The organism is Streptomyces sp. NPDC002888 (assembly GCF_042888465.1).
Classification (GTDB): Bacteria; Actinomycetota; Actinomycetes; order Streptomycetales; family Streptomycetaceae; genus Streptomyces.
Genome location: NZ_JBIAPU010000003.1, coordinates 168,985 through 194,845 on the forward strand (window position 1 = coordinate 168,985; position 25,861 = coordinate 194,845).

Here is a 25,861-nt window from a genome sequence, read left to right on the forward strand (position 1 = left end):
CCCCAGTGACACCCACGGACTCACCCTTCCCGGAAGACCCGACAGACCCGATGACAGCACCGGACGCAGCCGCCTGGGCGGACGCCCTGACGATGTACGAGCGGCGCTACTCCGTCGTCGCGGTGGGACCGCGCACCCACGAGGACTGGTCCCTGGACGTGCTCGCGCTGCTGCGCAAGGAGGTCTCGGACCCCCGTTCCTGGCGGTCCCTGGAGTTCTACGCGGAGGGCGACGAGGAGTGGCGCGCGGACTGGCTGGCTCCGTTCGCGGAGCCGGACCCCTTCGCGGAGCCGGGCCCCGGCCGGCGGTCCACGCTGCTGCGCATCCCGCGCGCGTCGGCCGCCCGCCTGCTCGTCGCCCTGTCGACGAACTGGCTGGACGTCACCTCCGAGCCCGATTTCGAAGCCCGGCGCCCCGACCTCGAGGCGAAGGCGGACGTGCTCCTGTCCCGCTTCCCCGAGCCCGCCACCGAGTTCTACGCCAACGCCGGGTACGACATGGGCGACGCCCCGGACTTCTACCTCCCCCTCATCGGCTGGGACCCCTTCAGCGAGCACGAGCGGGACATCGGCCTGATCGCGGTCTCCGACACGGAGGTCGGCGTCTTCTGGTCCTTCGACGCCACGTGAGCGCAGAGCCACCAAGGGAACGGGACGGACGGACTCGATGAACGACACCGGCAACACCGACGACACCACGGGGGTGGGGCCCGCTGCCCCGGCCCTGGTGCCCACGCGCAGCGCCACGTACCCCGACCGCGAAACCGCCCAGTGGGCCACCCAGCAGGTCGTCACCGCCAACGAGCAGCTCATCCACCGCTGGCTCGCCCGGTCCACACGCCCCCGCCTGACCATCGAGGCGTCCTGGCCGTCCCGCCCCGAACCGGTCGGCCGGGTGCTCCTGCAGGCGATGATGCTGGCCGGACGGGACCCCGTCGACGTCCGCGCCGCCCGAGTGATCCTCGAGCGGGACACCGCACGGCCGCACGGCTTCACCGTGCACGCCACTTTCCCTGTCTACCTGTAGCAACCCGTAGAGGCTGACCCCAGTGCCCCTGAGCCCCCTCGAACACGACCGTCGCTACGGCGAACTCGACCAGGTCATGCGCGCCTACACCGGCCAGCCCGCCGACGACACCCCCGACCAACCCAGCAACGCCCTCACCGCCTACCTCCGCCAGACCTGGCACACCCGCCCCTGGGCGCTCGCCACCGCCGAACGCCAACTGCGCGACTACGCCGAGCACCCGCCCGGACGGCTGCGGCAACGCCTGGGCGAGTTCTACGCGATCCCCGACACCGGCCTGCCCGACGACGAGATCCAGCCCTGGCTGCGCTGCCTCGCCGACCACATCCGGCACAGCATCGAGCAGGGCGAGGTCCCACCGCCGGCCACCCCCGCCACCCACTGGGAATGGCACGCCCGCTTCCCCGAACTCGGCCAACTCCTCGGCGGCTGGTTCTCCCAGGACATGCCCGACGAGTACGACGACCACGACACCGCCCTCGCCGACTACCGCACCTCCACCCACCCCCACCTCGTCGCCCGCGTCATCGGCGAACTCCACGAACTGCTCGCCCTCCACCTCGACGAGTCCGACTACGCCCTCGCCCTGTCGGAGCTGGGCATGGAGATCGACCCACCGACCCCGTACTCACCCAGCTCCTGGCTCGCCCTGACGGCGGATCACCTCACACCCTGAGCTCACGCGCTCGAAAACCAATGGCCGCCCGCATCGACGGCCCCCACCCTGTACCCCATGGAACAACCACAACGCGGGATCCGTGCGGTCCACACGGCGTCCACGATCACCGTCTACCAGGCATATTCCCCTGAACTCGGCCTGCCCGCCGCCCGAGAGGGCCGGTTCCCGGGCGCCTGGAAACGGGACCGGATGACGTGGATCAAGCCGAGCTTCCTGTGGATGATGTACCGCTGCGGCTGGGGCACGAAAGCCGGTCAGGAGACCGTCCTGGCCGTGGAGATCGCCCGGGACGGCTTCGAGTGGGCCCTGCGCAACGCCTGCCTGTCGAGCTACGTCCGCGACGTGCACCCCGACCACGCCACCTGGCAGCGCCAACTGAAGCGCGCCCCCGCCCGCGTCCAGTGGGACCCCGAACGCGACCTGCACCTCCAGCCCCTCCCCCACCGCGCCCTCCAACTCGGCCTCTCCGGCGAGGCCGTACGCCGCTACGCCGACGAGTGGACCACCGCCATCACCGACGTGACCCCGCTCGCCCACGAGATCCACGAGCTCGTAAGCAGCGGCGACCTCGACGCGGCGGCCCGCCTGCTCCCGCAGGAGCGCCCCTACCCTGTCGCGGACGAACTGCTGACCCACCTGCGTGTGTCCTGCCCAAAGGTCGAGGGGGGATCATGGGCAGGTGATGAAGTGGACGAAGGAGGAGCTCTCCCCCTATCAGCGGGCCCTGCGGGACCGGTTTCTCGCGGTTCCGGTGCTTTCCGCGCCTGAGCCCTGGGAGTCGGTGTTCACGTCCTGTGCGGCGGTCGGTGGGCTTCTCGGGATCGGTTTCGCGGTGCACCCCGACAGCGGCCATGACCTGGTGATGGTCGTTTCGCAGGACGGCCACGGCCTCTTCGACGCCGTCACGGGAGAGAAGATCGCCCGAGACCGGGATCCCGATCCGCAGGACAGCACTCCTGATTCGGCACCCGATCTGTCGTGCCCGGGGCTGGGGCCGATCGCCGGCAGCAGGGTTCATATCGCCGGACTCTTCGGTGGCGGGCTCCACTCCACCACCGGCGACGGCTGGACCGTGGAGGTCGTCACCCCGGCCTGGCCGAACGAGCGTGTCCTGCTCTCCCACGGCGACGGAATGCCGCACCGCGGACCGCATGGAGAACGGTGGTGGCATGTCTTCCACTCCAACTACTCCGAACTCCGCGCCGTCGGGTTCTCCCCCTCCGGGCAGACCCTCGCCGTCGCCACCAGCAGTGATGTGACCCTCTGGACGCGCCGAACCACCACAGCCGCGGCGGCATCGTCGAGCACTGACTGAGGCGGACAGTGCGCTACAGATCGGGGCAGCGGTCGTCGGATCCCTCGATGGGCGGGCCGACGGCGCCCGTCACGGTCACCGTCACCGTCACCGACTTCACGTCCCAGAGGGTGAGCAGATGCGCCCGGGCGACGGTGCAGATCACCTGGTCCGCGGCGAGGGAGGACAACTCCGCCGTGTACCAGGGCAGTTCGACCGACAGGCTGTCGCCCCGCGTCGTCACCTCCATAGTCTCCGTCGGGGTCTCGGCAGCCTCCGCCGCGGTGGGGTTGCCGTCCTGTGTCACGGCAGGGGCGGGAGCCCGCGAGAAGAGTCCCGGCTGCCGGGCCAGTCGGGTGGTCAGGCTCTTGCGCCGCTCCTGCGGAGTCGGGCCCTTGAGCAGTGCCTCGACGGCCGCCCTGACATCACCGGCCTCGGGTACCTTGCGCGGTATCGCGACCAGGGTCCCGTTCCTGACGAAGTAGACCGGAGTGGTCGGCGCGATTCCGCTCGCGGGTGCACCCGCCTCCACCACGCCGGTCGCGGGGATGCCGCAGGAGGAGAGCGCGAGTGCCGCCGGGACGACCAGCAGCGCGGCACGGTGCACGGGCCTCATGAGGGGTCCTCCGGCGTCGACTCGTCCCGCCACAGCGGGAGTTCTACGGTGAAGACGGCGCCGCCTGTGGGACGGTTGGCCACTCGGACGGTGCCGCCGTGCATCCGGACGTTCTCCTCCGTGATCGCGAGGCCCAGCCCGCTGCCCTCGGTACGGGTGCGCGCGCTGTCGGACTTGTAGAAGCGCTCGAAGACATGCGGCAGCACGTCGTCGGGGATGCCGGGCCCGCTGTCCGCGACCTCGATGACCGCCGACGGCCGCGCACCGGGCGGTCCGCCCGCCGACAGCCTGAGGTACACCGGTCGGGCGCCGTGCCGGAGGGCGTTGCCGACCAGGTTGGCCACGACCACGTCCAGCCGACGCGGGTCGACGCGCCCCCGGAGCTCGTCGGGCCCCGGCAGCCGGGTCTCCACCGTGTCCGACCAGCCGCGGGAGGAGAGTGTGGCCCGGATCGACTCGGCGAGGTCGATCTCGTCCAGGTGCAGGACCGCCGCGCCCGCGTCGAAGCGGGAGATCTCCATCAGGTCCTCCACCAGACGGGCCAGTTTCACGGTCTCCTCGCTGATCAGCCGTACCGCGGTGGCCGTGTCGGGATCGAGGCGGGCGGCCTCCTCGTCGAGGATGTCGGTGACCGCCGACATGGCGGCCAGCGGGGTGCGCAGCTCATGGGAGACGTCCGCAGCGAAGCGCCGGGCCCGCGCCTCCATGGAGCGCAGCTCGGCGACGGACTGTTCCAGGGCCGCCGCGGTCTCGTTGAACGTGTGGGACAGATCGGCGAGTTCGTCGGAGCCGTTGACGTCGAGCCGGGTGTCGAGGTGCCCCTCGGCGATGCTTCGGGTGGCGTGACGCAGCGCGCGGACCGGTCGCAGTACCCCGCGAGCTGCGAGCAGGGCGAGCAGCACGGCGATGCCGAGGGCCGGTACGGTCGCCCGCTCGATGGCGGTGACCAGCGCGTCGACGGACGCCTGCTCGTAGGCCTGGGGCACGGTCAGGAAGACCTGGACCCCGGAGAGCGTCGGAATGCGCATCTCGGAGGCGAAGGTGACCGACATGCCGACGACCAGGGAGGTGCGTCCACCGCTGCGCACCCGCTGGAACACGGTGGCCAGGCTGGACCCGACGGCCTCGCGGACGGCGGGCGTCAGCTCGTCGAAGGGGTCGCCCGGGACCGAGGTTTCGCTGAGCCCCTGGTACGTGGCCAGTACGCGCCAGGTCCCCGACGGTTCCGCGCGTGCCACGTCCGCCGCGAACTTCCGCAGCACCTCCCGGCTCGGGGGGTAGCCGAGTTCGGGGGCGAGCCGGCTGACCTGGGTGCGCAGTTGCCGGATCACGGTGTCCTGGCTCTGCTGGAGCACGCCGTTGCGGGCCTCGCGGAAGGTCAGGGCGCCGGTCGTCGTGGTGGCCAGGGCGGCGACGAGCCCGAACGCCACCACAAGCCGCATCCGCAGGCCGCGCAGCGGAATCCGCGCGGGAAGCTTCACCCTGCCCCTGCCCCTGGTCGCCGGATTCTTCACAGCCCCCGCCTCGACGGAACGTCTCACCGGGACGCGAACCGGTAGCCGAAGCCGCGCACGGTCTGGATGTAGCGCGGTTCGCGCGGCGGCTCGCCCATCTTGGCGCGCAGCCGTTTGACGCAGGCGTCCACCAGGCGGGCGTCGCCGTGATAGCTGTGCTCCCAGACCGCCTCCAGCAACTGCTGCCTGCTGAACACCTGCCCCGGCGAGGCGGAGAGAGTCAGCAGGAGCCGGAGCTCGGACGGAGCGAGGACGACCGGTGCGCCCCCGACGGTGACGGACAGCCCGGCCCGGTCGATGGCCAGGTCCCCGTGTGTGTCGATCTTCGGCAGTTCGCGGTCGCCCGGAGGTCCGCCCGCCCGGCGCAGCACGGCGCGGATTCGGGCCTCCAGCACCCTGGCCTGCACCGGCTTGACGACGTAGTCATCGGCGCCCGCCTCCAAGCCGACAACGATGTCCACGTCATCGCCCCGTGCGGTCGCCATGATGATCGGCAGGGTCTGGTCGACGGAGCGGATGCCGTGGCACACCTCCAGGCCGGTCATACCCGGCAGCATCAGATCGAGGACCACGACGTCGGGCCGGAAGGACAGCAGGTTCGCCATGCCGTCCTCTCCGGTCGCGGCGCCGGCGACGTCATGGCCCTGGCGGCGCAAGGCCAGGGCCACTCCTTCCCGTACGGCGCGGTCGTCTTCGATCAGCAGAACACGTGGCATGGACTCAGTATCAGGACCTCTCGGCCCGGCCCGGAGCCCTGTTACCGGATGATCACACAGCCCGAGACGGCAATTCGTTACCTTTTCGTTACCATCTGAGCCAGATCCCATCACATGGTGAACACAATCTGATCAACCATGACCGCGCACAAAGCAACGCCTTCCCACTCCCGTCGCCATCGGCGCGGCCCCGCGCACGCCCCCGGGCGGCGTCGCGGGAAGGGGCCCCTGTGGGCAGGTCTGGCCGCGCTGACCGTCCTCGGTGCCGCCGGGTTCGCGGCCGTGGGGTGGGCGCAGTCGGACAGAACGGAGTTACCGGCCGAGGCCCGCTCCACCGAACAGGCCGAGCCCACCGCCCGGGCCGAGCCCACCCCCGCCCCGTCCCGGACAACGCACAGCCCCGACTCCCCGACCGGCTCGTCCAGTGCGTCCAGCTCGCCCAGCGCGTCCCCCCGGCCTTCCCGGAGCAGCACCACCATCCCCGCGACCGGGCCGGGCACGTTCATCACGGCGTCCGGCGGGAGCGGCAAGGTGGGCAAGGGGAGGTCGCTGCGCTACCGGGTCGATGTCGAGACGGGGCTCGCGCTCTCCGCCGCGGACGTGGCCGAGCAGGTGGAGCGCATTCTGGCCGACCCGCGGGGCTGGACGGCGGACGGCACCTCCGCGTTCCAGCGGGTCTCGGGCGGGACCACCGACTTCGTCGTCCGGGTGGCGACGCCGGGGACCGTGGACAAGATATGCGGGCAGTACGGGCTGGACACCGGCGGTGAGTACAACTGCAACGTGAGCAAGAACGTCATGGTCAACCTCAGGCGCTGGGAGCTGGCGACGCAGTTCTACGCCAAGGACATCCCCTCCTACCGGGCGCTCATCCTCAATCACGAGGTCGGCCACTTCCTCGGCCACGGCCACGTCGGCTGCCCCGGCGCCGGAAAACCCGCCCCGGCGATGATGCAGCAGATCAAGGGCATGCACGGCTGCGTCCCCAATGTCTGGCCCTACGACGCCCAGGGGCAGCTCATCACCGGACCCGCCGTGCCCTGAGCCGCGGGAATAAGATCTCCCGCCGGTGGTCGACACAGCTCACGGGGGGCAAACATGGAGAGACCGGACGACCGCATCGCATCCGCCCTGCGCTTCGCCGCGGAACTCGTCGCCTGGGTGGCCACCCCGTGGGCCCTGTCCGCGTACTCATGGCTGCTCGCGGTCTTGGCGGTGGTGGTACTGATCGGCCTGCCGACCGTCTTCTCCACTCCGGGAGACAAGGCACAGGTGATCGTCCCTGTCCCGGGCACGGTCACGATCCTGCTCGTGCTGCTCCAGCTCGCCGCCGCCGTGATCGCCGCATGGTCGGCATGGCCGGTTTACGCGGCCGTGCTCGTGTCCCTCCTCGTGGCCATCACCCTCGTCACAGAACGCCGGCGCTGGCGGTGGCTTCTGCGCGGCTGAAAATTTCCGGCGGCAGCGATGAGTCTCCGCGTGTGCGGGCGTCTACAGGTGCGACAGTCCCGAGCGGCACAGGAAAATCAGGAGACGAGAATGAGCACCGAGCAGACCACCCTGGCCGGCGGCTTCTCCTACACGCTGACCCGAACGCTTCAGGCCCCCGCGGTGAAGGTGTGGCGGGCGTGGACCACCCCCGAGCAGTATGCCCAGTGGGCTTACGCCGCTGTCGGCTCCGTCGAGATGGACGTACGGCCGGGCGGAGCGTGGAAGGCCACGATGGTCACGCCCGACGGCGGACAGTTCCCGCTGACCGGCTCCTATCTCGAGGTCGTCGAGAACCGCCTCCTGGTGGTCGGCATGGACGTACCCGGCAGGCCCGCGCCCGCGGCCATGACCATGGAACTCGACGAACAGGACGGCCACCACACGCGGATCGAGCTCCGCCAGACCTGCGACACCGCCGAGGAACGGGACATGGCCGAGCAGGGCAGCACCATGCTCCTCGACAGCCTGGGCGTCTTCCTGACCGATGGGGCGAGTGGCTGAAACCCGCTCAGAAACCACCCTTGGGCCGGGGCCACGAGAAGGTGACACTTCGCCACCACCCCGGCCCCCGGCCGTTCTTCGGCCGTTGACCTGCTGCGGTAACCCGTCAACCTGCTGTAATAAGGGGGTATGACGCGGGGAGATGACGCAGACCCGATTCCCGGCCTTGACGGAGTTGAGCGTCAGGCGGCGGCGCTCAGGCTGTGGGAGGCGTGGCGGGACCAGGGGCACAGAGCGGCCGTGCTGACGGGAATGTCGGGGGTCGGGAAGACGCGGGCCGTGGTGGGCCCGTTGGTGGACCGGGCGGCGCGTGCGGGTGTGCCGACCGCGAGCATCGATGTGCCCGTCGACGCCGCGGACTTGAACGCCGTACTGGTGAGCCGTCTCGTGGAGCAGTTGGAGGACGGCAACCACGGCGATCTCGTGGCCTCGATCCCGGAGAAGGCCGACTTCGCCACAGCGGTGCGGGAGGTGCTGCGTCACGGTGCGCTGGTCGTCGTCGACGAGTTCCAGCGCATGCTCGACGCCGGAGGCCAACTGCGGCAGCCCTGGGCCAGGATGGTGGAGAGGCTCGCGAAGCGGCCACCGGACGGCGGGTGTCTGTGGCTGGTGTCGAACCGCTGGGTCGACGCCTACTGGACCGAGTCCTTCCATGTGGAGGAGTTGCCGATCCCGGACGGTGACGACGCCACCAGGATCGTCCTGAACAGCCTTCCCGCGCAGGATGCCGACGTCCGGTTCCCCGTCGGGCGGCGCGTGGAGGTGGTCCGCCGCCTCGGCGCGAACCCGCGTGTCCTGCGCCTGCTCGGGTTCCTTCTCAAGAAGCACCCCCTTGACGACCTTCTTCCGCCCACCGCGGTCCTGCCCAAGGCACCCTTCCGGATGCAGCTCGTCGAGGACATCGAGCGCCAACTGCTCGCCAAGGCGGCCGAGGGCCTCTCCGACGAGACGCGAGCGTTCCTGCGGGACCTGTCCGTCCTGCGGGACTGGGCACCGTGGCCGCTCATCGAGACGATGGGCGACAGCCGGGGTGACCTGGAGCCGCGGGTGGACGAGCTGCTCGAACGGTATCTCCTCAACACCCGTACCTCCGCCGGGCAGAGCGGCTCGGGCCGGCACACCCTGTACCAGGTCCATCCCCTGGTCCGGGAGGCCGACGGCGTGCGCATGCAGCGGGACGGCGAGGCCTGGCGGGCGGCGCACCGCCGTGCCGGCGAGTGGTACGCCCGGCCGCTGTACGCGGCCGCCGGGGTCCGCACCCGTGATCTGGTACTCGCCGGCGCCCTCGACAACGCGCGGTTCCATCTGACGGAGGCCGCCGCCGAGGACGTCCTCGCGGACGCGATGCGGTCCGTCGACGGGTACGTCGAGCGCCGGTACAACTGGACCTCGCCCCGCCCGTCCTCGGACGGGGAACGTGACGCCAGGATCGCGCTGTTGAGGGTCTATCTCGCCCACTCGGACGCCCCCGCCACCCACTTCCGCCTCGCGACGCTCCTCAGGGACCGGGGTGGGCGCGACGAACTCGCCGAAGCCCTGCGGCACGCCGAGCGCGCCACGGTGGGTGAGGACCATGCCGAGCCCTGGGTGCTGTGGGTGCTGCTCGTGCGGGCGGTCGAGGGACTCGATGCCGCGTTGGCCGCGGCACGCAGGGCCACCGAAAGCGTGGCACCGGCCAAGAACCTCTTCAACGCCTACCAGTTGCTGGGCACGTTCCTGCGCGACAAGGGGCAGATCAACGAGGCGATCGAGGTCCTGAAGGAGGGGACCAGGCTCTCGGAGGGCAACAAGTACCGGCTCGCGGAGCTGGCGATCCGCTACGCCGCGGGCGAGCCCACCGCCGAACCGCTGAACGACGTACGCGACTGGCTGGCGCAACAGGAAGGGCTGACGTCGGGACTGGGGCTCACGGAGACACTGCTGCTGGAACGTCAGGGCCTGTGGCGGGACGCCGCGGAACTCGTGAGCCGGGTCTGTACGGAGATTCCCTCCTACCTCGCCCCCGCCATGCACGAGGTGATGTGCCGGCTCGGTGCCGGAGAGGTGGGCCGGGCGCAGACGGCGCTCGACAGGATCTCCCCGAGGCTCAAGGCGGGAGACAACCTGACCTGGCTGGCCGTGGCCGTCGCGCTGCTGGCCGACGACCTGCCGCGGGCCGCCCAGCTGCTCGGCGTCTACCTCGACACGACGACGCCCCCGACCACGGCCGACGAGATTCGCGCCGTACTGCTGCACGACTGGGACCACTGGCTGGGGCAGTTCGGGGAGGCGCCGCCCGCGCTGATCTTCCCCATCCTGCCCCCCGCGATCACCGGCCTCCCCACCACCGTGATCCGTCCCCAGCACGGCGGCCCGGTCCTCCCCCAGCACCAGAAAGCGAGCGACGCGCCCATGGCGGACGACCGGATCCGTTTCCTCTCCCTGGCCACCGAGTGGTCCTCGGCGCACGGCGGTCTGAGCACGTTCAACCGGCAGCTCTGCTCGGCGCTGGCGGCGGCCGGGGCGCAGGTCTTCTGTGTCGTGCTGACGGCGTCACCGGACGAGCGCGAGAAGGCGGCGGCGGTGGGCGTCACGCTCGTCGAGGCACGGGTGATGCCCGGGGTCTCCGGCGTGCAACGGCTCTTCCTGAAGCCCGAGCTCCCCGGCGGAGCCGAGCCGCACTTCGTCATCGGGCACGGACGCATCACCGGTCCCGCCGCACAGAATCTCGGCGACGCCTTCCCGCACGCCAGGCGTCTGCACTTCATCCACATGATCCCGGACGAGATCGAGCGGCTGAAACTCGACCGCGGCGAGGACATCGGCGTCCTGGCGGAGGAACGGCAGGAGATCGAGCTGGGGTTGGGCGCGGGGGCGCATCGCACCGTCGTGGTGGGACCGCGGATGCACAACTGGTTCCTGCGTGATCTGGAGGCACGTGGGGTCGACAGGCGAAAGATCCTCCGTTTCGACCCCGGGTTCGACGCCGAGACCACGGACGTCCGTACGCCGCCGTCGGGCGCGCCGTGGATGACGCTGCTGTTCGGGCGGGCCGAGGACCACCGGCTCAAGGGCCTCGATCTGGCCGCCCGGGCCTTCTCGCTGGCGCGAAAGAGCCGCGCGGCCGGTGCGACGGCCGTCGAACTGCTGATCCGCGGCGCCCCCGAGAACACGTCGAGGGAGCTCGAGGAGCAGATGCGCCTCTGGGCGGACGACCCGGCTCTGTCGGTCCGGGTGCGGCCGTACTCGACCCGGCAGGAACGGCTGACGGCCGACCTGCGGAGCGCGAGTCTGGTACTCATGCCGTCCCGCGGCGAGGGTTTCGGGCTCGTCGGTGTGGAGGCCATCGTCGCGGGGACGCCGGTGCTCGTCAGCAGTGCCAGCGGGCTGGGTGAGCTGCTGCGCGAACTCCTCACCCCGGACGAAGCGGCCCGCGTCGTGGTGGAGACGACCGGGGACGACGCCCGGGACGTCGAGGCGTGGAGCGACAGCGTCAAGGCGGTACTGCGCCACCGGGAGGGGGCGTTCACCGAGGCCTCCAAGCTCCGCAACGACCTCGCGGCGCGCTGGACGTGGTCCGACGCGGTGTCCGGACTGCTGGCCGCGCTGGACGACCCGGCCGGCTGAGTCCGGTTCCCACGGGGGCGTGTTCGACCGGTCAGCTCCCGCTGCCGTACGGCCGAGTCAGGATCTCCAGGTTGTGGCCGTTGGGGTCGTCGAAGTAGGCGCCCCGGCCGCCGTCGTTGTGGTTGATCTCGCCTGGGTGATGGTGGAACGGGTCCGCCCAGTACGTCAGACCGGCCGAGCGGACGCGGCCGAAGATCGTGTCGAAGTCGTCCTCCGACACCAGGAACGCGTAGTGCTGCGGCGTGATGTCCTCGGGTGTCTCCGCGTAGTCCAGGGTCACGCCGCCTGGGATCTCCACGGGGACGAACGGGCCGAACGGCTCGCTCACCTCCAGGCCGAGGATGTCGGCGAGGAAGCGGGCCGAGGTCTTCTTGTCGTGCGCGGCGACGATGGTGTGGTTGAGCTGGACGGTCATGGTGAGGGCCTCCTCGTGCGAGGTGCGAGGTGCGAGCGCCGTGGACTCCTCCCTGTCCACGCTAGTGCCCCGACAGGCAACGTTCGCCCCGTACGCCCACATCCGGACGCACACCACCGACAGGGTCCCCGGCGCGGACGTACGCGCGCACGCCGGGGACCCGAGGAGCGATCAGATGGTCGCCGTGTCGATCACGAACCGGTACCGCACATCGCTGCCCAGCACCCGCTCGTACGCCTCGTTGATCTGGTCCGCGCGGATCAGCTCGATCTCCGCCCCGAAGCCGTGCTCGGCGCAGAAGTCCAGCATCTCCTGGGTCTCCTGGATACCGCCGATGCCGGACCCTGCGAGGGTCTTGCGGCCGGCGATCACCGAGAACAGGTTGAGGGCGACGGGCTCCTCGGGCGCGCCCACGTTGACGAAGGCGCCGTCGGTGCGCAGCAGGGACAGGAAGGCGTCCAGGTCGAGCGGGGCGGAGACGGTCGACAGGATCAGGTCGAAGGTGCCGGCCAGCTTCTTGAAGGTCTCCGGGTCGCTGGTGGCGTAGTAGTGGTCGGCGCCCAGCTTCAGGCCGTCGTCCTTCTTGCGCAGCGACTGCGACAGGACCGTCACCTCCGCGCCCAGCGCGTGCGCGATCTTGACGCCCATGTGGCCGAGGCCGCCCATGCCGAGGATCGCGACCTTCTTGCCGGGGCCGGCGTTCCAGTGGCGGAGCGGGGAGTACGTGGTGATGCCGGCGCACAGCAGGGGCGCGGCCTCGTCGAGCTTCAGGCCGTCGGGGACGCGCAGCACGAAGTTCTCGTCGACGACGATCTTCTCGGCGTAGCCGCCGTAGGTCGGCTCGCCGTTCTTGTCGAGAGCGTTGTACGTGCCGACGCTGCCGCCGGTGCAGTACTGCTCCAGGCCGGCCTTGCAGTTGTCGCACTCGCGGCAGGAGTCGACCAGGCAGCCGACGCCCACGCGGTCGCCGACGGCGAACTTGGTGACGCCGGGGCCGACCTCGGAGACGACTCCGGCTATCTCGTGGCCGGGGACCATCGGGAAGATCGCCTCGCCCCAGCCCTCGCGGGCCTGGTGGATGTCGGAGTGGCAGATACCGGAGAACTTGATGTCGATCAGGACGTCGAACTCGCCGACCGTGCGGCGCTCGATCGTCGTGCGCTCCAGCGGAGCCTTGGCGGCGGGTGCGGCGTACGCAGCAACAGTGGTCATGCCGGGGGTTCTCCTAGCAAAGGGTGTGGTGCTCCGTGCCCGGCTGCCTTCTGCCGGGCATGGCGCCCAGCCTGTCAGAGCCACAAGGATCCACCCAGGTCACGGCTCTGCCTACGTCCACTGTGCCTACTACTGGCGGGGGCAGGATCGGGTGCGTACGACCGTGAATACTGGGACGCATGGACGAACAGCCCGAATCCGTCACCGAGCCCGCGGTTGCCGGGGCGCTGGACCGGCGTGCCGAGCTCAGCGAGTTCCTGCGCTCCCGGCGGGCCCGGCTGAAGCCGGAGGACGTGGGGCTGCCGGACTTCGGACGGCACCGCAGGGTGCCGGGGCTGCGGCGCGAGGAGCTGGCGCAGCTGGCCGGGGTGTCCGTGGCGTACTACACGCGCCTGGAGCAGGGCAACGGACGGAACGTGTCGGCTGAGGTGCTGGACTCCATCGCCCGCGCGCTCAGGCTGACCGACGCCGAGCACTCCCACCTCACGCATCTGGCGAAGCCGAAGCAGCACAAGAAGAAGTCGACGGCGCGGGCGCAACAGACGCGGGCGTCGCTGCGGCAGCTGCTGGACGCGATCGACGGCGTCCCGGCGTACATCGGGGGACGGCGCTCGGACATCCTGGCGTGGAACCGGATGGCGGCGGCGCTGTTCGGCGACTGGGCGGAGCTGCCGCCGGCGGAGCGCAACTGGGCGCGGATGGTCTTCCTGCGGCCCGAGTACCGCGAGCTGTTCGTGGACTGGGAGCAGAAGGCGATCGACATGGTCAGCTATCTGCGCATGGACGCGGGCTGCCATCCGGACGACCCGAAGCTGTCCGCCCTGGTGGGCGAGCTCTCCGTGAAGAGCGAGGAGTTCCGGCGGCTGTGGGCCACCCACGACGTCAAGGAGAAGGGCTACGGCGTCAAACGGATGCATCACCCCCTCGTCGGCGACCTGACCCTCTCCTTCGAGTCGTTCCGCCTGGCCGATGACAGCGAGCAGACGCTGATCACGTACCACGCGGAGCCCGGCTCACCCTCTGCCGAGGCGCTGCGCCTGCTGGCGAGCTGGGGCACGGACGCGACCCGGGCGGGCGCGGGGTCGGCGAAGCCTCAGGGCTGACGCCGCCCCCCCCTCCCACGACGTCTCACCCCTGGTACGGCGGCGCGGCCCCCCAGTTCCACTTCGGCACGGGCTGCTCCGTCGGCCGCTCGGCGTTCGGGCCCGAGAAGTACACCGCCAAGCGTGTGCCCCACTCGATGTACGCGAGGAACGCGGCGCGGAACTCGGCGTCCGTCGGCAGGCCCGCCTCGTCGGCCGCGTCCTGGATGAGGTTGACCCAGCGGCGGCGCTGGGCCTCGGTGATGTTCTTGCCGAAGTGCTTGGCGACCATGTGGCTGTGCCCGCCCTGGGTCGCCGAGTACGCCTGCGGCCCGCCGAAGACCTCCGCGAGCCAGAGGGCGACGTGCTCGGCGTGTTCGGGGGCGAGGCCGGCGAAGACCGGTGCGAGGACGTCGTCCTTGAGCACCTTGCCGTAGAACACCTCGGTCAGCCCGGAGAAGGCCTCCGCGCCACCCGCCCAGTCGTACAGCGTCGGGACGGCCGAGCCCGTGCCGCGTACGTCCGTGGGCCGGTAGTGGCGCATCTCCTCGATGGCGCTGACGTAGGGCCGGATCTCGGCGAGGAAGGGCGGGAAGTGCTCGGACATGCGGAATCCTTGGAGGTGGTCCTCGGCCGAGGTCCAGGTGATGCGCAGGATGTAGTGGTCGGGTTCCTCCTCGCAGCGAGCGAGTTCGTAGTCGACGCACTGGGGCGAGGCCGCCAGCGGGGTCGCCGCCCGCGCGTAGGCGGCGAGGAATTCGGCGGACCGTTCCTCGGGGACGCGGTACCGGATGTATTCGACTGTCTGAGCCGTCATGGGATCACGCAAGCACGAAGGGCCCGCCGGACGCTTTCCTTCCGGCGGGCCGTTCGCTGTGGGCTCAGCGAAACGCTTCGCGAAAGCGCCGGGGCCGCAGTCCACGCCGAACTCCACGGAGGCCCCCTTGAGCGTCGTTCCTGCTCGTCGACTGGGCCCAGGGCCCGGCCGGTACCGTTACGCACGTGGGAGGGGTGATTGGCGGATCTGTGCCACATCAGCGGCTCAACAGCCCGTACGAGTCGGGCAGAGGCTGGCACACATCACCCGGAAAGCGACTCGGAGGAACGCACGTGACCACGCAGCCCGACCACGGGGGCAGGAGCTGATCCCCCGCCCCTAGCGGACACCCGAAGCCGTCCGTACCGCCCTCGCCCGAGTCGCCCCCCACCGGCTCGACGGCATGGAGCAGCTGGTGGCCGAGTACTCACCGCAGTAAGCGGCTCAGGAGTTGGCGTTCTCCTTGACGGTGATGTTGCCCTTGCGGATGGTGGCCAGACGGGGGGCCTTCTTCGCGATCGCGGAGTCGTGGGTGACCATGATGAAGGTCAGCCCGAGCTCCTTCCACATGCGCTCCAGCACGTCCATCACCTCGTCGCGCATGCCCTCGTCGAGGTTGCCGGTGGGCTCGTCGGCGAGCAGCACCTTCGGCTGCTTCACGAGCGCGCGGGCGATGGCGACGCGTTGCTGCTGACCGCCGGACATCTCCCCGGGCAGATGCCCGAGCCGCTCACCCAGCCCCACCGACGTCAACGCCTCCGCGGCCCGCTCCCGCCGCTCCTTCCCCTTCACCCCGAGCGGTACGAGCGCGGTCTCGACGTTCTCCTGCGCTGTCAGTGTCGGAATGAGGTTGAACGACTGGAAGACGAAGCCGATGTTCTCGCTGCGCACCCGGGTGAGCTTCGCCTCGGACAGCTTGGCGAGATCGACCCCGTCGAGGACGACCTCGCCGGAGGTGGGCCGGTCGAGTGCGCCCAGCATCTGCAACAGCGTGGACTTGCCCCCGCCGGTGGGACCTTGGATGACCAGCCGGTCGCCGTCGGAGATCGTGAGATCGATCCCGTCGAGCGCGTGAACGGCTTCCTTGCCGCGCGTGTACCGCTTGGTGACGCTTCTGAGTTCGTACATGGGGACTACAACTCCTGTGATGTGTGAGGGCGTTGAGAGGTCGGCGAGCTGCTACTCGACACGCCTCAGCGCGTCCGCCGGCCGCAGCCGCGACGCCCGCCAGCCGCCGAACGCCCCCGCGATCAGCCCACCGGCCACAGCCAGCCCCACCGCGAGCGCAACGGTCGTCAGGCTCACCGGCGCACTCAGCGCGACATCCAGCGTCCTTGCCGCCGCCTGCCGGCCAGGCCCACCGAAGCCCCCGCCCCCGCCGGGACCTCCCGCGCCCGCAGCGCCACCGCCACCGCCGAGCTGCGCCTGCAACGTGGGACTGATCGCCGTCACCGCGTACGCCCCGGCCAACCCGAGCGCGATCCCGAGCACCCCGCCCAGCAAGCCGTTCACCATCGCCTCACCGACCACCTGCCGGGTCACCCGCCCCGACTTCCACCCGAGCGCCTTCAGCGTCCCGAACTCCCGCACGCGCCGCGACACCGCCGACGAGGTGAGCAGACCGGCGACCAGGAACGCGGCCACCAGCACCGCGATGGACAGCCACTTGCCGACGTTGGTGGCGAGGCTCGACGCCGTGGAGAGGGACCCGGACACCGTGTCCGCGAGATCCGCGGAGGTCGTCACCGTCGTACCCGACACGTTCTTCTGGATCGCGGACTTGACCCCGTCGATCTTCTGCGAGTCGGTCGCCTTGACGTAGATCGTGGTGACCTTGTCCTTGGAGTCGCTCAGCGTCTGCGCCTGCTTCAGCGGGATGTAGAGGTTGGCCGCCGCGTCCCCGCTGTCGGCCGTCGCGACGCCGACGACCGTGAACTTGACGCTCTTGATGGTGACCGTGCTGCCGGCCTTGAGCTTCTTCTCCTTGGCGTACGCCGAGTCGACCACGGCGACCTTCGCGTTGGTCTCGGACGTCTTGAACGTACGACCGCTGGTGATCTTCGAGGAGGTCAGCGGGCCGAGTTCCGGCTTGGTGACGTCCGCGCCGAAGACGGAATAGCTGTTGACGTCGAAGTTCGCGCCGCCGCCCCGCACTTCACCCTGCGGCTGGCCGCCTCCCTGTCCCCCGCCGGGACCGCCCTGCCCCGTACCGCCGTTGCCGTTCTGCTGGAACTGGCCGCGGGTGAACTCACCGCTGACCTTGACGACCTGCAGGCTGAGCCCGCCGACCGCCTCCGAGACACCGCTCTGCTGACCGACCTTGCTCACGGTCGAGGTGGACAGCGTCTGGAAACCCCGGACCATCACTCGGTCGGTGCTCTGCTCCGCGCCCTCGCCGTCGTCCTGCGCGTCGAACTGGAAGCGCGGCCGCTCCGACGCGTTGGCGGTGGGCTCGGCGGCCTTGGTGACCGTCATGTCGGTGCCCAGCCCGTACAGCGACTGGAGGACCTTGTCCTGGGCCTTCCCCATGCCGGAGGACACGGAGTTGACCACGATGACCAGCGCGATGCCCAGCGCGAGTCCGGAGGCGACGACGAGGGCCGCCTTTCTGCGGCGGCGCAGTTCGCGCCTCAGGTAGGTGAAGAACATGCGCCGCAAGTTAGGGACACACCGTGATGAAGGGATAAGGCCGGAATAAGAGAAGGATGAGAAGGCTGTGGACGGCCCCCAAAACACCGATGCCGCCCACAGGGGCGGCATCGGCGAGTCACAGGAAGGGCGTCACACCCGGTGTCAGGCGGAGGAACCGGCCTTCCACTGCTCCCAGCTCATGTTCCAGCCGTTCAGGCCGTTGTCCGGCGCGACGGTCTTGTCGCCGGTGTTCTGGACGATCACGACGTCACCGACCATCGAGTTGTTGTAGAACCACGCGCCCGGCGTGTTCGGGTCGTCGGCACCCTTGGCGTCCTGCAGACCCACACAGCCGTGGCTGGTGTTCACCGCGCCGAAGATGGACTTCGCGCCCCAGTAGTTGCCGTGCACGAAGGTGCCGGAGTTGGTCAGGCGGATGGCGTGCGGCACGTCCTTGATGTCGTACTCGCCCTTGCCGTCGTCGTCGGTGAAGCCCACGGTCGCGCCGTTCATGCGCGTCTCCTTGAACTTCTCCGACATCACCATGATGCCCTCGTAGGTCTTGTTGGTGGGCGAACCGGCGGAGATCGGGATGGTCCTGACGGTCTTGCCGTCCTGCGTGACCTTCATCTGCTTGGTCTTCGCGTCGACAGTCGTGACCTGGTTGCGGCCGATCTTGAAGGTGACCGTCTTCTGCTGCACGCCGTAGACACCGTTGGCGCCCTCCACTCCGTCGAGCGCGAGCTTCAGCGTGACGGTGGAGTTCTCCTTCCAGTAGTCGTCCGGACGGCAGTCCATGCGCAGGCCGCTGAACCAGTGGCAGGCGACCTCCTGGCCGCCGGTGGTGCTGACCGTGATGCCCTTCTGGACGGCGGCCCGGTTGGTGATCTCCTTGTTGAAGTTGATCGACACGGGCATGCCGACGCCGACGGTCGAGCCGTCCTCCGGCGTGAAGTTGCCTATGAAGCTGTTGGCCGGCGAGACCGTGGTGAAGGAGGCGTTCTCGTGGGCCTCGCGGCCGTCGGAGTCCTTCGCGCTGGCCGTCAGCTTGTAGGTGGTGGAACGCTCCAGCTGGCCGCTGGGCTTCCAACTGGTCTTGTCCGCGGACAGCTGGCCGGGGACGGCGCCGCCGTCGGCGGTCGTCATGGTCACCTCGGTGAGCTTGCCCTTGCTGACCGTGACGGCTGCGGAGTTGTTGATGGAGGCGTTGGAGGAGCCGTCCTTGGGCGTGATCTTGATCGCCGCCTCGGACGCCTTCTGGGCCGCCGCCTCGTCGGCCTTGGCCTGCGAGGTGTCGTTCCCCCCCTTGCCCGAGGTGTCGGCGTCGCTGTCGGAACACGCCGAGAGCACCAACACACCGCCGAGCAGTGCGGACGCGGCCATCAGGGCCCTGCGCCGCTTACTGTTCGTCATCACTCGCTTCTCCATGGTTGCCGAATCCCCAAAAAGCCCGAGAGTCCCCGTTAAGAATCTTCAACGCTACGACCGGTTCGTCCCGTTCCACATTCCTCGTATGTGTGGGGCACGCCACTCCTCCGATGCGGGCGGTCCGCCGGGGCCAGTGGTGCGGCTGTCGGTCAGTGCGCTCCTTGAGACGACGAAACCCCGGGCGGCGGTTGCCGTCCGGGGTCACGAATTCCCCGAGACGCTCAGTCGATGCCCCCCGCGCGACCAACGCCCTCGTCGCCGTCGTCGTCCACCTCCACATCATCGTCGTCGAGGTCCCACTCCCGCGAGTCCGGGTCGTAGTCGATCGGCTCACTCGACCAGGACGCCTGCTGCAGTTCGACCCCGGGCACCTCGCTGACCAGGTCGAACGGTTCGACGAGATACGCGATGGCCTCCGCGGTGTCTTCCGTCACAGCGCTCTCGGCGTGTGCCCGCTCCGCCGCCGGCATCTCCTGGTCGTCGGCGAGGCGTCGCAGCGCGGCCTTGGTCAGCGCGTTCTCGTCGTCGATTTCGAGGACGAGCTCCACGCGAAGGCGGACAAATCGTGATGTCTCTGGTGTGCTCATGGCGTGAGCGTAAGGCCCGTCGGTTCCGTGACTTTCCTGTGACCCGCACCTTTCACTAACATCGCCCCACACGGCCAATTCGCCAGCGCCACAAGGGGATCGATATTCCGTGTCACCTGCTCGCCGTTCGTTGCTGACCGCCACCGCCGCGGGGACCCTCCTCGGGGCCCTGTGGTTCGTCCCGTCCGCCAACGCGACGCAGGGGGCCACCGCCAGAACGGAGGCCCCCGCGACTACGACGACGCAGGTCACCCGGCAGGCGAGGGCGGCCTCCGAGGTCACCGCGACGGACACGGCGGTCACGACGGCCGACACCGCGAACGGCACCCGGCTCGCCGACACGGGAAGCTTCGACACCACTCCGTACATCGCCGGCGGCACGATCTCCCTCGCGCTGGGCGCCGGGTTCGTCGTCTATTCGGTACGCCGGGAACGCCTCGGTTTTTGAAATGGCTTGACGCTTCCTTGACCTGGACCTCATAGTCCGCCCATGAAGAGATCATCGGGGGCGCGGCTGTGCGCCACGGCTGCACTGGGCGCACTGTCGCTCACCCTCCTCACCGCCTGTTCCGACGAGGGGTCGGACGACTCCAAGGAATCCACGGGTTCCTCCTCCTCGTCGTCGGCCCCGGCCGCGAAGGCGCGCACGGCCGCCGAGTTGGAGAAGCTGCTCCTCGCCCAGGGCGACGTCAAGGGCTACAAGGTCGCCTCGGCCGATGACACCCTGCCGAAGTCGAAGAGCGACGTGAAGGCCGACAAGGCCGAGTGCGCGCCGCTGGCCTACGCCATGTCCGGTCTCGCCCCCGGCGAGACGGAGGCGAACGCGAGCAACACCGTCACGCAGGACGCCGCGGGCACCTCCTCCAAGGCCCCCAAGGACGTCAGCGAGGCCGACATCGAGAGCGCCTTCAAGGTCGACATGACCTTCGTGGGTCTCTCCTCGTACGACGGTGACGGCGCCGAGAAGGCCCTCAAGGCCGTCTCCGACGGCGTCAAGGCCTGCTCCGGCGGGTTCGGCATCGCGGCCCAGGGCGAGAAGCAGAAGATCACCAAGGTCGCCGAGGGCAAGGCCTCCGGCACCGGTGACGAGTCGGTGGCCTTCTCCGTGGGCTCCGACATGGACGGCCAGGGCACGGCCACCTTCAACACCGAGGTGGTGCGCGTCAGCAACACCGTCGCCACGTACTACACGGTCAACTTCGCCAATCTGGAGACCGGCAAGGCGGCCGAGATCCCGACGGCCGTGATCGAGGGCCAGGCGGCCAAGCTCAAGTGACGTTTCCGGGGCCCTGCCGTCACGCTCGACGGCAGGGCCCCGGCCTGTCTGTCCTCCGGGTGGGCGCTACTGGAGCGGCCCGGTGACCGTCTCCACCGTCGCGACGAGGCGTCCGTCGCGCACGAAGACGTCCGCCGCCGCGAGGTCGGGCGCGAGGAACCGGTCGGGGCCGGCCCCCTGGACCCCCGCCGCGCGTACGCCGTCGATGACCGCCCGGGTGGCGGGCGCCGGGGTCAGGCCCTCGCGCAGCTCGACGGCACGGGTGGCGGCGTACAGCTCGATGGCGAGCACGCGCGTGAGATTGTCGACGGCGGTGCGCAGCTTGCGGGCCGCGGACCAGCCCATCGAGACGTGGTCCTCCTGCATCGCCGAGGAGGGGATCGAGTCCGCGGACGCCGGTACGGCCAGCCGCTTCATCTCGCTCACCAGCGCGGCCTGCGTGTACTGCGCGATCATCAGCCCGGAGTCGACGCCGGCGTCGTCCGCGAGGAACGGCGGCAGACCGTGGCTGCGGTTCTTGTCGAGCAGCCGGTCGGTGCGGCGCTCGGCGATGGAGGCGAGGTCGGCGGCGGCGATGGCGAGGAAGTCGAGGACGTAGGCCACCGGGGCGCCGTGGAAGTTGCCGTTGGACTCCACGCGCCCGTCGGGGAGTACGACGGGATTGTCGACGGCCGACGCCAGCTCGCGCTCGGCGACCAGGCGGGCATGCGCGAGCGTGTCGCGTCCGGCGCCGGCGACCTGCGGGGCGCACCGCACCGAGTAGGCGTCCTGGACGCGCGGGGCGTCGTCCTGGTGGTGACCGGTGAGCTCCGACCCCTTCAGCACGGCCAGCATGTTGGCAGCGGACGCGCCCTGTCCCGGGTGCGGGCGGATGGCGTGCAGTTCGGGTGCGAGGACCTTGTCCGTGCCGAGGAGGGCCTCCAGGCTGAGGGCCGCGGTGACGTCGGCGGACTTGTACAACGCCTCCAGGTCGGCGAGGGCCATGACCAGCATGCCGAGCATGCCGTCGGTGCCGTTGAGGAGGGCGAGGCCCTCCTTCTCGCGCAGTTCCACGGGGGCGATGCCGTGCTCGGCGAGGAGCTCGCCGGCGGGCCGTACGACGCCGTCCGGGCCCTCGGCGTCCCCCTCCCCCATGAGCGCGAGGGCGCAGTGGGACAGCGGAGCCAGGTCGCCGGAGCAGCCGAGGGAGCCGTACTCGTGGACGACCGGGGTGATGCCCGCGTTGAGCAGGTCGGCCATGGTCTGCGCGACCTCGGGGCGGACGCCGGTGTGCCCGGAGCAGACGGTCTTCAGCCGCAGGAACATCAGCGCCCGGACGACCTCACGCTCCACCCGGGGGCCCATGCCGGCGGCATGCGAGCGGACGATGTTGCGCTGCAGCTGAGCGCGCAGCTCCTGGCTGATGTGCCGGGTCGCCAGGGCGCCGAAGCCGGTGCTCACGCCGTAGACGGGTTCCGGCTTGGCCGCGAGCTGGTCCACGATCGCGCGGGCCGCGGCGAGGGCCGCCACCGCCTCCCCGGAGAGCTCGACCCGGGCGCCGCCGCGCGCCACGGCGAGCACGTCGGACGCGGTCACGCCGGACGTCCCCACCACCACAGTGTGCATATCCATATTCAGGAGCGTACGCAGTGAATTCGAAGATGTCACCAGTGGGTGGCCGGTTCGCCCCTTACCGCACGGCATACGACGTACGGGCTCAGCGGCGCCCGCGGAAGCGTCGCCGCTCGGCACCCGGCTCCGGCGGGGGCTGGTCGGCGAGGCGTACGACGGGGTCGTCGGGCCCCTCCCGGCCGGCGACGACCGGTCTGGCCGCCCGTACGGCCTTGGCCCGGTACTGCGCCGCGTCGGCGAGCCGGAACAGGCGGCGGGCGTCGCGCACCGGCCCGATGGGATCCTCCGTGGAGGCGACTCCACAGGCCACCCCGTCCCCGAGCTCCAACTCGTCGGCACGCAGGCAGAGTTCCCCGGCCACCTTCACCACGTCGTCGGCGGGCGGGCCGACCGCGAGCAGACAGAACTCGTCACCGCCGAGGCGGGCGGCCAGCGCGCCCGGCAGCATCGCCCCGCACAGGGACAGCACCGACCCGAACCGCTCCAGGAGCCGGTCGCCGACGGCGTGCCCCTGCGTGTCGTTGACACGCTTGAGCCCGTTGAGGTCACAGACGACGAGGCTGACGACGACATCCTGTGCGCGGTGCCGTTCGATCGCCTCGTCCAGGCGTACGTCGACGGCGCGGCGGTTGGCGAGACCGGTCAGCGCGTCGGTGAAGGCGAGGCGGCGGGCCTCCTCCAGGCGCTCGGTCTGCGCGATCCCGGCGGCGACGACGGAGGCCAGGACGGTGGCGAAGTCGGCGTCGGCCCGGTCGAAGACGGGCGTGCCGCTGGAGCGGGCGACGTACAGCTCGCCCCAGGCGCGGCCGTGCAGGACGATCGGGGCGACGACGCAGGAGCCCCGGCCCCGGCGGCGCAGGGCGGCGACCCGCTGGTGGCAGTAGCCGGGCCGGCCCGCGGCGGGGCCGCCGGCGGTCTCGACCCAGGCGTTGGGCTCACCGCCGCCGGCCCAGCGCTCATGCAGGAACTCGGTGATCTCCGGGAACTGGTGCACGGGGTAGGCCTCCCCCTCGGGGAACTCCTCCTCACCCGAGGCCCGGTCCCCCACGTTCACCAGGACCCGCAGCCGCCCCAGCTCCCGCTCCCACACCGACAGCGCGGCAAAGCTCCCGGCAAGCGCCCTGCACGCTCCCAGCGCCGCCGCCCGCCACGACTCCCGCGGACTGTGCGCAGCAGCCATCCCCTGCGCCAGCGCCACCACGGCCGCGAGCCGTCTGTCCTCACCCATCACTCCAGGCTAGGGATATTCCCACCAAATGGGGACACGGGTGCGGCCGCACGGGGCGGAGAGCGGAAGCTGCGGAAGCTGCGGAAGCTGCGGGCAATCGTGCCGCTGGGGCGGCACGGGTGGGCGCAGCGGCACCCCGCAAGCGCCGGGCCGCGCAACCCACCCCCGGACCACACCGACCCCGCCCACGGTCAAGTACAGGCCCACACCGACCCCGCCCACGGTCAAGCCCAGACCCACACCGACCCCGCCCACGGTCAAGCCCAGACCCACACCGACCCCGCCCACTGACAAGCACAGCCCACCTACTCCCCCGGCCACACAGGCTTCCGCTTCTCGTTGAACGCCGCCACCCCCTCCGCCCGGTCCCCCGAGAACGCCACCGCCCGCCACGCCGCATCCTCGACCTCCAACCCGGCCCGCAGATCCAACCCCTGCCCGAGCCGCAACGCCCGCTTCGCCGCCCGCAACCCCACCGGCGAGTTCCCCGCGATCCGGGACGCCATGGCCAGCGCCTCCTCCCGGTCCCGCCCCTCCTCCACCAGCACGTCCACCAGCCCCGACTCCCGTGCCTCGCCCGCCTCCACCCGCCGCGCCGTGAAGATCAGCTCCGCCGCCCGCGCCGCCCCGACCCGCCGAGGCAACAGCTGCGTACCGCCCCCGCCGGGGATGACGCCCACGGACACCTCGGGCAGCCCCACCACGGCCGTACGGTCGGCCACGATCACGTCGCACGCCAGCGCCAGCTCGAACCCCCCGCCCAGCGCGAACCCGTGCACCGCCGCGACCGTCGGCACGGGAATCTCCAGCACCCCGGTGTACGCCCCCCGCGCCACCGGCCGCTGCCGCACCAGCTCGGCGTCGCTGAACGAGTTGCGCTCCTTCAGATCCGCCCCGACACAGAACGCCCGCTCGTGCGTCGACGTCAGCACGACGACCCGTACGTCCCGGTCCTCCCCCAGCGCCGCGCACGCCGCGGCGACGGACCGGGCCATCTCGCTGGAGACGGCGTTCATGGCCTTGGGCCGGTCGAGGGCGAGCTCCGCCACATGTCCGTCCCCGTGCCGCCGCACCAGGACGAACTCCCCGAACCGCTCCTCACTCATGACACCCTCCCGGTTAACGACGGTTAACAGTTTCGACTCGCCCGATCATCGCAGCCCGACCCCGCCGGGGAAAGAGCGGCACCGCCGACACCCGCGGCGCCCCACGACCGGTTCCGCCGCACCGCCCAACAACCACCGCCCAACAACCACCGCCCAACAACCACCGCCCCACAACCCGTCAACCCGTTCGAGTGACATCCCGCCCATCTCCCACCCCACCCCCCACGGGAGCGCATAACGTGCGCTCCGCACGGCGCAGGGGGGCGCGAGCGCCTCGGGGAGGGATCAGAGGAATCACGATGACGCACACCAAGGAGCACCGCAGGGCGAGGCTGGAGAGCCTGGACGGCCCGGAAGGCGGAGAGGTTCAGGAGAACTGGGGGATGTGGATCCCCCGCGTCCGAGGTCGTCACCGTCGCCCCCGCCCCCGCAAGGTCCTGCTCGCCGTCGGCGGCCTCGCCCTGGCCGCCGGCGTACTGGGCCTCGTACGCGTGACACCGGACTCGGGCGTCGCCGGCCTCGGCACGGCTGAGGCCGAGCCCCGCCCGGACCCGGACACCGACACGGCGGCGGAAACCGACAGCGACCGGTCGGCCAACGCGGCCGCCACCGTCCCGGCCGCCCCCAGGACGAGCCCTTCAGCGGCCGCCGCCATGGGCCGGACCGACGCCGCGCCGCCCCCGGCCGCGGGCCGGACCCCCACCCCGTACGCAAGCACCACACCGCCACCCGGACCGGCCCACACCCCCGGCGCGCCGACCGCCCCCAAGCCTGCCGTGACCCCTCGACCGGCGGCCCCGACGCACACGGCGACCCCCCAGCCCGCACCCCCGGCACACCCCGCGCCCGCGCCGTCCCGGACCACCACCCCACCCACCACCCCACCCGCGGCCCCACCGCCGAGCGAGCCGGAGCGGTCGGACGTCGGCGACGTCTGCGTCCCGGTCATCGGCCTGTGCCTGAACCCGCTGAAGGCCACGGTCCACTGAACGCGCGAGCGCCCTGGGCACCGCACGCGCGGGCGC

The 25,861-nt window shown here is 70.7% G+C and carries 25 protein-coding genes and 1 pseudogene; 13 read left to right on the forward strand and 13 right to left on the reverse strand.

Annotated features, from left to right (window positions below; genetic code table 11):
• The first annotated feature begins 50 nt into the window (after window positions 1-50).
• From ACFYWX_RS06300 to ACFYWX_RS06320, 5 genes and pseudogenes are all read left to right on the forward strand, one after another.
• Window positions 51-629 carry a hypothetical protein gene (locus ACFYWX_RS06300; RefSeq protein ID WP_389422808.1) on the forward strand — a complete coding sequence of 193 codons (579 nt, stop codon included), beginning with the start codon at window positions 51-53 and terminating at the stop codon, window positions 627-629.
• 37 nt (window positions 630-666) lie between these two features.
• The gene (locus ACFYWX_RS06305; protein WP_389422809.1) at window positions 667-1,026 is read left to right on the forward strand and encodes an RNase A-like domain-containing protein; all 360 of its coding nucleotides are present in this window, start codon (window positions 667-669) and stop codon (window positions 1,024-1,026) included.
• A 22-nt stretch (window positions 1,027-1,048) separates the two neighbouring features.
• Window positions 1,049-1,702, forward strand: a complete 654-nt coding sequence (locus tag ACFYWX_RS06310) for a contact-dependent growth inhibition system immunity protein (protein ID WP_389422810.1) — start codon at window positions 1,049-1,051, stop codon at window positions 1,700-1,702.
• Between the two features lie 57 nt (window positions 1,703-1,759).
• Window positions 1,760-2,347, forward strand: a pseudogene (locus ACFYWX_RS06315) (DUF4291 domain-containing protein); the annotation flags it as partial.
• 40 nt (window positions 2,348-2,387) lie between these two features.
• Window positions 2,388-3,020, forward strand: a complete 633-nt coding sequence (locus tag ACFYWX_RS06320) for a hypothetical protein (protein WP_389422811.1) — start codon at window positions 2,388-2,390, stop codon at window positions 3,018-3,020.
• Between the two features lie 13 nt (window positions 3,021-3,033).
• On the opposite strand, the gene ACFYWX_RS06325 is transcribed toward ACFYWX_RS06320, so the two are convergent.
• The 3 genes from ACFYWX_RS06325 to ACFYWX_RS06335 form a co-directional block, all read right to left on the reverse strand.
• Window positions 3,034-3,615, reverse strand: coding sequence for a hypothetical protein (locus ACFYWX_RS06325; RefSeq protein ID WP_389422812.1), 582 nt, complete (start codon window positions 3,613-3,615; stop codon window positions 3,034-3,036).
• A complete protein-coding gene (locus tag ACFYWX_RS06330) occupies window positions 3,612-5,057 on the reverse strand; it encodes a sensor histidine kinase (RefSeq protein ID WP_389423060.1) in 1,446 nt (481 codons plus the stop codon). The genes ACFYWX_RS06325 and ACFYWX_RS06330 overlap by 4 nt, the downstream gene beginning before the upstream one ends.
• A 95-nt stretch (window positions 5,058-5,152) precedes the next feature.
• Window positions 5,153-5,845: a response regulator gene (locus ACFYWX_RS06335; RefSeq protein WP_389422813.1), complete on the reverse strand. Its 693-nt coding sequence runs from the start codon at window positions 5,843-5,845 to the stop codon at window positions 5,153-5,155.
• 138 nt (window positions 5,846-5,983) lie between these two features.
• Here ACFYWX_RS06335 and ACFYWX_RS06340 point away from each other — a divergent pair, with 138 nt between their 5' ends.
• The 4 genes from ACFYWX_RS06340 to ACFYWX_RS06355 all read left to right on the forward strand — a co-directional run bounded on the left by ACFYWX_RS06340 (window position 5,984) and on the right by ACFYWX_RS06355 (window position 11,443).
• On the forward strand, window positions 5,984-6,889 hold the full coding sequence (locus tag ACFYWX_RS06340; RefSeq protein ID WP_389422814.1) for a DUF3152 domain-containing protein: 906 nt from the start codon (window positions 5,984-5,986) through the stop codon (window positions 6,887-6,889).
• Window positions 6,890-6,943: 54 nt separating this feature from the next.
• Entirely contained in the window at window positions 6,944-7,294 is a 351-nt protein-coding gene (locus ACFYWX_RS06345; protein WP_389422815.1) for a hypothetical protein, read from the forward strand.
• 90 nt (window positions 7,295-7,384) lie between these two features.
• Complete coding sequence (locus ACFYWX_RS06350; RefSeq protein ID WP_389422816.1) at window positions 7,385-7,837, forward strand: SRPBCC domain-containing protein; 453 nt, start codon at window positions 7,385-7,387, stop codon at window positions 7,835-7,837.
• A 129-nt stretch (window positions 7,838-7,966) separates the two neighbouring features.
• Window positions 7,967-11,443: a glycosyltransferase gene (locus ACFYWX_RS06355; RefSeq protein WP_389422817.1), complete on the forward strand. Its 3,477-nt coding sequence runs from the start codon at window positions 7,967-7,969 to the stop codon at window positions 11,441-11,443.
• A 31-nt stretch (window positions 11,444-11,474) separates the two neighbouring features.
• Here ACFYWX_RS06355 and ACFYWX_RS06360 read toward each other — a convergent pair whose 3' ends face one another.
• Window positions 11,475-11,858: a VOC family protein gene (locus ACFYWX_RS06360; RefSeq protein WP_389422818.1), complete on the reverse strand. Its 384-nt coding sequence runs from the start codon at window positions 11,856-11,858 to the stop codon at window positions 11,475-11,477.
• A gap of 171 nt (window positions 11,859-12,029) precedes the next feature.
• On the reverse strand, window positions 12,030-13,070 hold the full coding sequence (locus ACFYWX_RS06365; protein ID WP_389422819.1) for an NAD(P)-dependent alcohol dehydrogenase: 1,041 nt from the start codon (window positions 13,068-13,070) through the stop codon (window positions 12,030-12,032).
• A gap of 179 nt (window positions 13,071-13,249) precedes the next feature.
• On the opposite strand from ACFYWX_RS06365, the gene ACFYWX_RS06370 reads away from it, so the two are divergent.
• Window positions 13,250-14,173 carry a helix-turn-helix domain-containing protein gene (locus ACFYWX_RS06370; protein WP_389422820.1) on the forward strand — a complete coding sequence of 308 codons (924 nt, stop codon included), beginning with the start codon at window positions 13,250-13,252 and terminating at the stop codon, window positions 14,171-14,173.
• A gap of 25 nt (window positions 14,174-14,198) precedes the next feature.
• Here ACFYWX_RS06370 and ACFYWX_RS06375 read toward each other — a convergent pair whose 3' ends face one another.
• The 5 genes from ACFYWX_RS06375 to ACFYWX_RS06395 all read right to left on the reverse strand — a co-directional run bounded on the left by ACFYWX_RS06375 (window position 14,199) and on the right by ACFYWX_RS06395 (window position 19,615).
• The gene (locus ACFYWX_RS06375; protein WP_389422821.1) at window positions 14,199-14,969 is read right to left on the reverse strand and encodes a group II truncated hemoglobin; all 771 of its coding nucleotides are present in this window, start codon (window positions 14,967-14,969) and stop codon (window positions 14,199-14,201) included.
• Window positions 14,970-15,413: 444 nt separating this feature from the next.
• Entirely contained in the window at window positions 15,414-16,097 is a 684-nt protein-coding gene (locus ACFYWX_RS06380) for an ABC transporter ATP-binding protein (protein ID WP_389422822.1), read from the reverse strand.
• 51 nt (window positions 16,098-16,148) lie between these two features.
• The gene (locus ACFYWX_RS06385) at window positions 16,149-17,618 is read right to left on the reverse strand and encodes an ABC transporter permease (protein WP_389422823.1); all 1,470 of its coding nucleotides are present in this window, start codon (window positions 17,616-17,618) and stop codon (window positions 16,149-16,151) included.
• A gap of 144 nt (window positions 17,619-17,762) precedes the next feature.
• Complete coding sequence (locus ACFYWX_RS06390; protein ID WP_389422824.1) at window positions 17,763-19,013, reverse strand: Ig-like domain-containing protein; 1,251 nt, start codon at window positions 19,011-19,013, stop codon at window positions 17,763-17,765.
• Window positions 19,014-19,249: 236 nt separating this feature from the next.
• Window positions 19,250-19,615, reverse strand: a complete 366-nt coding sequence (locus ACFYWX_RS06395) for a hypothetical protein (protein ID WP_389422825.1) — start codon at window positions 19,613-19,615, stop codon at window positions 19,250-19,252.
• Between the two features lie 109 nt (window positions 19,616-19,724).
• Between ACFYWX_RS06395 and ACFYWX_RS06400 the strand changes: the two genes are divergently transcribed.
• Both ACFYWX_RS06400 and ACFYWX_RS06405 read left to right on the forward strand, forming a co-directional pair.
• Window positions 19,725-20,063: an LAETG motif-containing sortase-dependent surface protein gene (locus tag ACFYWX_RS06400; RefSeq protein ID WP_389422826.1), complete on the forward strand. Its 339-nt coding sequence runs from the start codon at window positions 19,725-19,727 to the stop codon at window positions 20,061-20,063.
• Between the two features lie 42 nt (window positions 20,064-20,105).
• Complete coding sequence (locus ACFYWX_RS06405) at window positions 20,106-20,891, forward strand: hypothetical protein (protein WP_389422827.1); 786 nt, start codon at window positions 20,106-20,108, stop codon at window positions 20,889-20,891.
• Window positions 20,892-20,957: 66 nt separating this feature from the next.
• On the opposite strand, the gene hutH is transcribed toward ACFYWX_RS06405, so the two are convergent.
• The 3 genes from hutH to ACFYWX_RS06420 all read right to left on the reverse strand — a co-directional run bounded on the left by hutH (window position 20,958) and on the right by ACFYWX_RS06420 (window position 24,836).
• Complete coding sequence (hutH, locus tag ACFYWX_RS06410) at window positions 20,958-22,496, reverse strand: histidine ammonia-lyase (RefSeq protein ID WP_389423061.1); 1,539 nt, start codon at window positions 22,494-22,496, stop codon at window positions 20,958-20,960.
• A gap of 91 nt (window positions 22,497-22,587) precedes the next feature.
• Entirely contained in the window at window positions 22,588-23,730 is a 1,143-nt protein-coding gene (locus ACFYWX_RS06415; RefSeq protein WP_389422828.1) for a diguanylate cyclase domain-containing protein, read from the reverse strand.
• A gap of 305 nt (window positions 23,731-24,035) precedes the next feature.
• Window positions 24,036-24,836, reverse strand: a complete 801-nt coding sequence (locus ACFYWX_RS06420) for an enoyl-CoA hydratase/isomerase family protein (RefSeq protein WP_389422829.1) — start codon at window positions 24,834-24,836, stop codon at window positions 24,036-24,038.
• A 299-nt stretch (window positions 24,837-25,135) separates the two neighbouring features.
• Between ACFYWX_RS06420 and ACFYWX_RS06425 the strand changes: the two genes are divergently transcribed.
• Window positions 25,136-25,825 (forward strand): hypothetical protein, encoded by a 690-nt coding sequence (locus ACFYWX_RS06425; RefSeq protein WP_389422830.1) that lies wholly within the window; start codon window positions 25,136-25,138, stop codon window positions 25,823-25,825.
• Window positions 25,826-25,861: the final 36 nt, after the last annotated feature.

Bases quoted from the DNA above. Each gene is read 5' to 3' on its own strand.
- ACFYWX_RS06300 (WP_389422808.1), top strand. From the start codon at position 51: ATGACAGCACCGGACGCAGCCGCCTGGGCGGACGCCCTGACGATGTAC.
- ACFYWX_RS06335 (WP_389422813.1), bottom strand. From the start codon at position 5,845: ATGCCACGTGTTCTGCTGATCGAAGACGACCGCGCCGTACGGGAAGGA.
- ACFYWX_RS06340 (WP_389422814.1), top strand. From the start codon at position 5,984: ATGACCGCGCACAAAGCAACGCCTTCCCACTCCCGTCGCCATCGGCGC.
- ACFYWX_RS06365 (WP_389422819.1), bottom strand. From the start codon at position 13,070: ATGACCACTGTTGCTGCGTACGCCGCACCCGCCGCCAAGGCTCCGCTG.
- ACFYWX_RS06320 (WP_389422811.1), top strand. From the start codon at position 2,388: ATGAAGTGGACGAAGGAGGAGCTCTCCCCCTATCAGCGGGCCCTGCGG.
- ACFYWX_RS06305 (WP_389422809.1), top strand. From the start codon at position 667: ATGAACGACACCGGCAACACCGACGACACCACGGGGGTGGGGCCCGCT.
- hutH (WP_389423061.1), bottom strand. From the start codon at position 22,496: ATGCACACTGTGGTGGTGGGGACGTCCGGCGTGACCGCGTCCGACGTG.
- ACFYWX_RS06355 (WP_389422817.1), top strand. From the start codon at position 7,967: ATGACGCGGGGAGATGACGCAGACCCGATTCCCGGCCTTGACGGAGTT.
- ACFYWX_RS06375 (WP_389422821.1), bottom strand. From the start codon at position 14,969: ATGACGGCTCAGACAGTCGAATACATCCGGTACCGCGTCCCCGAGGAA.
- ACFYWX_RS06420 (WP_389422829.1), bottom strand. From the start codon at position 24,836: ATGAGTGAGGAGCGGTTCGGGGAGTTCGTCCTGGTGCGGCGGCACGGG.
- ACFYWX_RS06405 (WP_389422827.1), top strand. From the start codon at position 20,106: ATGAAGAGATCATCGGGGGCGCGGCTGTGCGCCACGGCTGCACTGGGC.
- ACFYWX_RS06425 (WP_389422830.1), top strand. From the start codon at position 25,136: ATGACGCACACCAAGGAGCACCGCAGGGCGAGGCTGGAGAGCCTGGAC.
- ACFYWX_RS06395 (WP_389422825.1), bottom strand. From the start codon at position 19,615: ATGAGCACACCAGAGACATCACGATTTGTCCGCCTTCGCGTGGAGCTC.
- ACFYWX_RS06415 (WP_389422828.1), bottom strand. From the start codon at position 23,730: ATGGGTGAGGACAGACGGCTCGCGGCCGTGGTGGCGCTGGCGCAGGGG.
- ACFYWX_RS06345 (WP_389422815.1), top strand. From the start codon at position 6,944: ATGGAGAGACCGGACGACCGCATCGCATCCGCCCTGCGCTTCGCCGCG.
- ACFYWX_RS06325 (WP_389422812.1), bottom strand. From the start codon at position 3,615: ATGAGGCCCGTGCACCGTGCCGCGCTGCTGGTCGTCCCGGCGGCACTC.
- ACFYWX_RS06380 (WP_389422822.1), bottom strand. From the start codon at position 16,097: ATGTACGAACTCAGAAGCGTCACCAAGCGGTACACGCGCGGCAAGGAA.
- ACFYWX_RS06390 (WP_389422824.1), bottom strand. From the start codon at position 19,013: ATGACGAACAGTAAGCGGCGCAGGGCCCTGATGGCCGCGTCCGCACTG.
- ACFYWX_RS06360 (WP_389422818.1), bottom strand. From the start codon at position 11,858: ATGACCGTCCAGCTCAACCACACCATCGTCGCCGCGCACGACAAGAAG.
- ACFYWX_RS06385 (WP_389422823.1), bottom strand. From the start codon at position 17,618: ATGTTCTTCACCTACCTGAGGCGCGAACTGCGCCGCCGCAGAAAGGCG.
- ACFYWX_RS06330 (WP_389423060.1), bottom strand. From the start codon at position 5,057: ATGCGGCTTGTGGTGGCGTTCGGGCTCGTCGCCGCCCTGGCCACCACG.
- ACFYWX_RS06370 (WP_389422820.1), top strand. From the start codon at position 13,250: ATGGACGAACAGCCCGAATCCGTCACCGAGCCCGCGGTTGCCGGGGCG.
- ACFYWX_RS06350 (WP_389422816.1), top strand. From the start codon at position 7,385: ATGAGCACCGAGCAGACCACCCTGGCCGGCGGCTTCTCCTACACGCTG.